Source organism: Streptomyces katrae (assembly GCF_000966975.1).
GTDB lineage: Bacteria > Actinomycetota > Actinomycetes > Streptomycetales > Streptomycetaceae > Streptomyces > Streptomyces katrae.
Map to the genome: position 1 here is coordinate 1 of NZ_JZWV01000665.1, position 5,433 is coordinate 5,433.

The following is a 5,433-nucleotide window of genomic DNA, read 5'->3' on the forward strand; positions in this document are numbered from 1 at the left end:
GCTCAGAGATGTGTATAAGAGACAGCAGCAGGGGGCCCTCGGCGGTGTCCAGGGTGAAGGAGGGCACTTCCTCGTTCTTGGCGCCCGTGGCCAGCTGGTGGATGCGCTCGCGGTAGGCGGTCGCGTAGGTCCGCACCAGGGCGCTGATCTGCTCGTCGCTGAGCGCCTTGGTGTAGCCGATCAGGGCGACGGAGGCGGCGAAGCGCTTGAGGTCCCAGGTGAAGGGGCCGACGTAGGCCTCGTCGAAGTCGTTGACGTTGAAGACCAGGCGGCCGTTGGAGTCCATGTACGTGCCGAAGTTCTCGGCGTGGAGGTCGCCGTGGATCCAGACCCGGCCCGTCCGCTCGTCCAGGAAGGGGCCGCCGTGCCGGTCGCGCTCCAGGTCGGCGTAGAAGAGGCAGGCCGTGCCCCGGTAGAAGGCGAAGGCCGAGGCGGCCATCTTCCGGAACTTGACCTGGAAGGCGGCGGGGTCGGCGGCGAGCAGCTCACCGAAAGCGGTGTCGAACACATCGAGTATCTGCTCGGCGCGCTGCTCGTCGGTCGTCTCGGGAACCGCCATGGCGGATGCCTCCTGGTGCACGGGGTGGTACGGGTTCTGACCGACTGGACGTCGGACACGTGTTCCTGGTTCTGCAACGCCCGACCGTATCTCTCCGTGCCCCGGATCTGTCACCCGTGGGACGTAGGATTCATAGCTGCCGCCCCTCTCGCCCCCGGAGGCCTCCACCGTGTCGAAGACGCCCTTCACGCACCTGCACGTCCACACCCAGTACTCGCTGCTGGACGGTGCGGCTCGGCTGAAGGACATGTTCGCCGCCTGCAATGAAATGGGCATGACGCACATCGCCATGTCCGACCACGGCAACCTCCACGGCGCGTACGATTTCTTCCACTCCGCCCAGAAGGCCGGGATCACCCCGATCATCGGTATCGAGGCGTACGTCGCCCCCGAGTCCCGGCGCAACAAGCGGCGCATCCAGTGGGGCCAGCCGCACCAGAAGCGGGACGACGTCTCCGGTTCCGGCGGTTACACGCACAAGACGATCTGGGCCGCGAACGCCACCGGCCTGCACAACCTCTTCCGGCTGTCCTCCGACGCCTACGCCGAGGGCTGGCTGACCAAGTGGCCCCGCATGGACAAGGAGACCATCTCCCAGTGGTCGGAGGGCCTGATCGCCTCCACCGGCTGCCCCTCCGGCGAGGTGCAGACGCGACTGCGCCTCGGTCAGTTCGACGAGGCGATCAAGGCGGCCTCGGACTACAAGGACATCTTCGGCGAGGGCCGCTACTTCCTGGAGCTGATGGACCACGGCATCGAGATCGAGCGCCGGGTCCGCGACGGCCTGCTGGAGATCGGCAAGAAGCTCGGCATCCCGCCGCTGGTGACGAACGACTCCCACTACACCTACGCGCACGAGGCCGGCGCCCACGACGCCCTGCTCTGCATCCAGACCGGCAAGAACCTCTCCGACCCGGACCGCTTCAAGTTCGACGGCACCGGCTACTACCTGAAGTCCACGGACGAGATGTACGCCATCGACTCCTCGGACGCCTGGCAGGAGGGCTGCGCCAACACCCGCCTGGTGGCGGAGCAGGTCGACACCGAGGGCATGTTCAAGTTCCGCAACCTCATGCCCAAGTTCGACATCCCGGAGGGCTACACCGAGGTCACCTGGTTCCGTGAGGAGACCATGCGGGGCATGCACCGCCGCTTCCCCGGCGGCATCCCCGAGGACCGCATGAAGCAGGTCGAGTACGAGATGGACACGATCATCTCGATGGGCTTCCCCGGCTACTTCCTCGTGGTCGCCGACTTCATCATGTGGGCCAAGAACCAGGGCATCGCGGTCGGCCCCGGCCGAGGCTCCGCGGCCGGCTCGATCGTCGCCTACGCCATGGGCATCACCGACCTCGACCCCATCCCGCACGGCCTGATCTTCGAGCGCTTCCTCAACCCCGAGCGCGTCTCCATGCCCGACGTCGACATCGACTTCGACGAGCGCAGGCGCGTCGAGGTGATCAGGTACGTGACCGAGAAGTACGGCGCCGACAAGGTCGCCATGATCGGCACCTACGGCACCATCAAGGCCAAGAACGCGATCAAGGACTCCGCGCGCGTCCTCGGCTACCCGTACGCCATGGGCGACCGCCTCACCAAGGCCATGCCCGCCGACGTCCTCGGCAAGGGCATCCCGCTCTCCGGCATCCTCGACCCCTCGCACCCCCGCTACAGCGAGGCCGCCGAGATCCGCGGGATGTACGAGAACGAGCCCGACGTGAAGAAGGTCATCGACACCGCCCGCGGCGTCGAGGGCCTGGTCCGCCAGATGGGCGTGCACGCCGCCGGCGTGATCATGTCCAGCGAGAAGATCACCGACCACGTGCCCGTCTGGGTGCGGCACACCGACGGCGTCACCATCACCCAGTGGGACTACCCGAGCTGCGAGTCGCTCGGCCTGCTGAAGATGGACTTCCTCGGCCTGCGCAACCTCACGATCATGGACGACGCCGTCAAGATGGTGAAGGCCAACAAGGGGATCGACATCGACCTCCTGGCCCTCCCGCTCGACGACCCCAAGACCTTCGAGCTGCTCCAGCGCGGCGACACCCTCGGCGTCTTCCAGTTCGACGGCGGCCCCATGCGCTCCCTGCTGCGCCTGATGAAGCCCGACAACTTCGAAGACATCTCCGCCGTGTCCGCGCTCTACCGCCCGGGCCCGATGGGCATGAACTCGCACACGAACTACGCCCTGCGCAAGAACAAGCAGCAGGAGATCACCCCGATCCACCCCGAGCTGGAGAAGCCGCTCGAAGAGGTGCTCGCGGTCACCTACGGCCTGATCGTCTACCAGGAGCAGGTCCAGAAGGCCGCCCAGATCATCGCCGGCTACTCGCTCGGCGAGGCCGACATCCTGCGCCGCGTGATGGGCAAGAAGAAGCCCGAGGAGCTCGCGAAGAACTTCACGATCTTCCAGGCGGGCGCCCGCAAGAACGGCTACTCCGACCAGGCCATCCAGGCCCTCTGGGACGTCCTGGTCCCCTTCGCCGGCTACGCCTTCAACAAGGCCCACTCGGCCGCGTACGGACTCGTCTCCTACTGGACCGCCTACCTCAAGGCGAACTACCCCGCCGAGTACATGGCGGGCCTGCTCACCTCGGTCAAGGACGACAAGGACAAGTCCGCGATCTACCTGAACGAGTGCCGGCGCATGGGCATCAAGGTGCTCCCGCCCAACGTCAACGAGTCCGAGTCCAACTTCGCCGCCCAGGGCGACGACGTGATCCTCTTCGGCCTCACCGCCGTCCGCAACGTCGGCCAGAACGTCGTCGACTCGATCATCAAGACCAGGAAGTCCAAGGGCAAGTACTCCTCCTTCCCCGACTTCCTCGACAAGGTCGAGGCCGTCGTCTGCAACAAGCGCACCATCGAATCGCTGATCAAGGCCGGCGCCTACGACGAGATGGGCCACACCCGCAAGGGCCTGGTCGCCCACCACGAATCGATGATCGACAACGTGGTCGCGGTCAAGCGCAAGGAGGCCGAGGGACAGTTCGACCTCTTCGGCGGAATGGGTGACGAGGACAGCAGCGAGCCCGGCTTCGGCCTCGACGTGGAGTTCTCCGACGTCGAATGGGAGAAGTCCTACCTGCTCGCCCAGGAGCGCGAGATGCTCGGCCTCTACGTCTCCGACCACCCGCTGTTCGGCCTGGAACACGTCCTCTCCGACAAGACGGACGCCGGCATCTCCCAGCTCACCGGCGGAGAGCACGCGGACGGCGCCGTCGTCACCATCGGCGGCATCATCTCCGGCCTCCAGCGCAAGATGACCAAGCAGGGCAACGCCTGGGCCATCGCCACCGTCGAGGACCTGGCCGGCTCCATCGAGTGCATGTTCTTCCCCGCCACCTACCAGCTCGTCTCCACCCAGCTGGTCGAGGACACCGTCGTCTTCGTCAAGGGCCGCCTCGACAAGCGCGAGGACGTCCCCCGTCTGGTCGCGATGGAGATGATGGTCCCCGACCTCTCCTCCGCCGGCACCAACGCCCCCGTCGTCCTCACCATCCCCACCGTCAAGGTCACCCCGCCGATGGTCACCCGTCTGGGCGAGATCCTCCGCCACCACAAGGGCAACACCGAGGTAAGGATCAAGCTCCAGGGCCCGCGCACCACCACCGTGCTGCGCCTCGACCGGCACCGGGTCCAGCCCGACCCGGCCCTCTTCGGCGACCTCAAGGTCCTCCTCGGCCCGTCCTGCCTGGCCGGCTAGCCCGGACGGGCGGACGCCCGCCGTACGCACGGGAAGGGGGCCCGCCCCGGCACTGCCGGGGCGGGCCCCCTTCCGCTGTCACGCTCGCGCGGAGGCGTCAGTTGTGGCCGAAGCGCTTCGACTTGCTCTTGTGTGCCATGTCCAGCGGACTGGGCGACTGCGAGGGGCGGTCGTCGGAGGTCTCCGTCGAGCCCTTGGGCATGTCCTGCCCGCCCGAGCGCGCCTGCTGCTTCGCCGGCTGCTTCTGGTTCTTGTTCTTGGCCATGGGATGCCTCCGTGGGGGGTGTAGGGGCCAGGGCCGCCTTCACCCTCACACACCACAACAAAGCCCGCATTTTGGATCATTGCCGTGCGTAGCGGTGCTCGTCGCGCGGCCTCCCGCGAGATACGCCACGCCGGTGATCCAGTTCCGGCCGTCAACGCCCTTGCGGTCGGGCAGACTCGGGGAAAACCTGTCGAGGACCCCCACGGAAGAGGGTGGAACGCGTGGACCGCTGCGTCGTCCTGGTGGATGCCGGATACCTGCTGGGCGCGGCCGCGAGCCTCCTCGCGGGAGAACCCTCGCGCTCACGCATCACCGTCGACCACTCCGCCCTCATCCAGGGCCTGCGCGAGCGCGCCGAGGCCGACACCCAGCAGCCCCTGCTGCGGATCTACTGGTTCGACGGTGCCCCCGACCGGGTGCCGCAGCCGGAACACCGCCGACTGCGCGTCATGCCCCGCGTCACCGTCCGGCTGGGCGCCCTGACCCGCAGCGACGGCCGCTGGGCCCAGAAGGGCGTCGACGCCGCCATGCACGCCGAACTCACCGAGCTCGCCCGCAACCGGGCCTGCTCCGACGTGGTCCTCGTCACCGGCGACGGCGACCTGCTGCCCGGGCTGATGTCCGCCAAGGAACACGGGGTCGCCGTCCACCTCTGGGCCGTCCAGGCCGCCGACGGGGACTACAACCAGTCCGAGGACCTGGTCGCCGAGGCCGACGAGCGCCGCGTCCTCGACCGCGCCTGGATCACCGGCGCCGTACGCGCCCGCGACCTCGCCGGACTGTGCCCCCCGCCGCCCGCACCGCGCCCCGAGATCGCCGCCATCCTCTCCGCCCCCCTGCCCGAGGCCGCGCTCGCCGAAGCCGCCCGCAACGGCACCCCGCCCGCCCCCGCCACCCCCT

Annotated in this window: 4 protein-coding genes; 2 read left to right on the forward strand and 2 right to left on the reverse strand. The window is 68.0% G+C overall.

All coding sequences use genetic code 11. From position 1 onward, the window contains the following. Positions 1-559, reverse strand: a 559-nt coding sequence (locus tag VR44_RS23520; RefSeq protein ID WP_045949570.1) for a DUF2252 family protein, incomplete at its 3' end; no start/stop codon positions are given. A gap of 169 nt (positions 560-728) precedes the next feature. Here VR44_RS23520 and dnaE point away from each other — a divergent pair. Continuing rightward, positions 729-4,268, forward strand: a complete 3,540-nt coding sequence (gene dnaE, locus VR44_RS23525) for a DNA polymerase III subunit alpha (protein ID WP_045949571.1) — start codon at positions 729-731, stop codon at positions 4,266-4,268. Positions 4,269-4,365: 97 nt separating this feature from the next. Here dnaE and VR44_RS46015 read toward each other — a convergent pair whose 3' ends face one another. Continuing rightward, positions 4,366-4,533 (reverse strand): hypothetical protein, encoded by a 168-nt coding sequence (locus VR44_RS46015; RefSeq protein WP_169791035.1) that lies wholly within the window; start codon positions 4,531-4,533, stop codon positions 4,366-4,368. A 212-nt stretch (positions 4,534-4,745) separates the two neighbouring features. On the opposite strand from VR44_RS46015, the gene VR44_RS23530 reads away from it, so the two are divergent. Further along, positions 4,746-5,433: NYN domain-containing protein (locus VR44_RS23530; protein ID WP_045949572.1), on the forward strand; the 688-nt coding region annotated here is incomplete at its 3' end.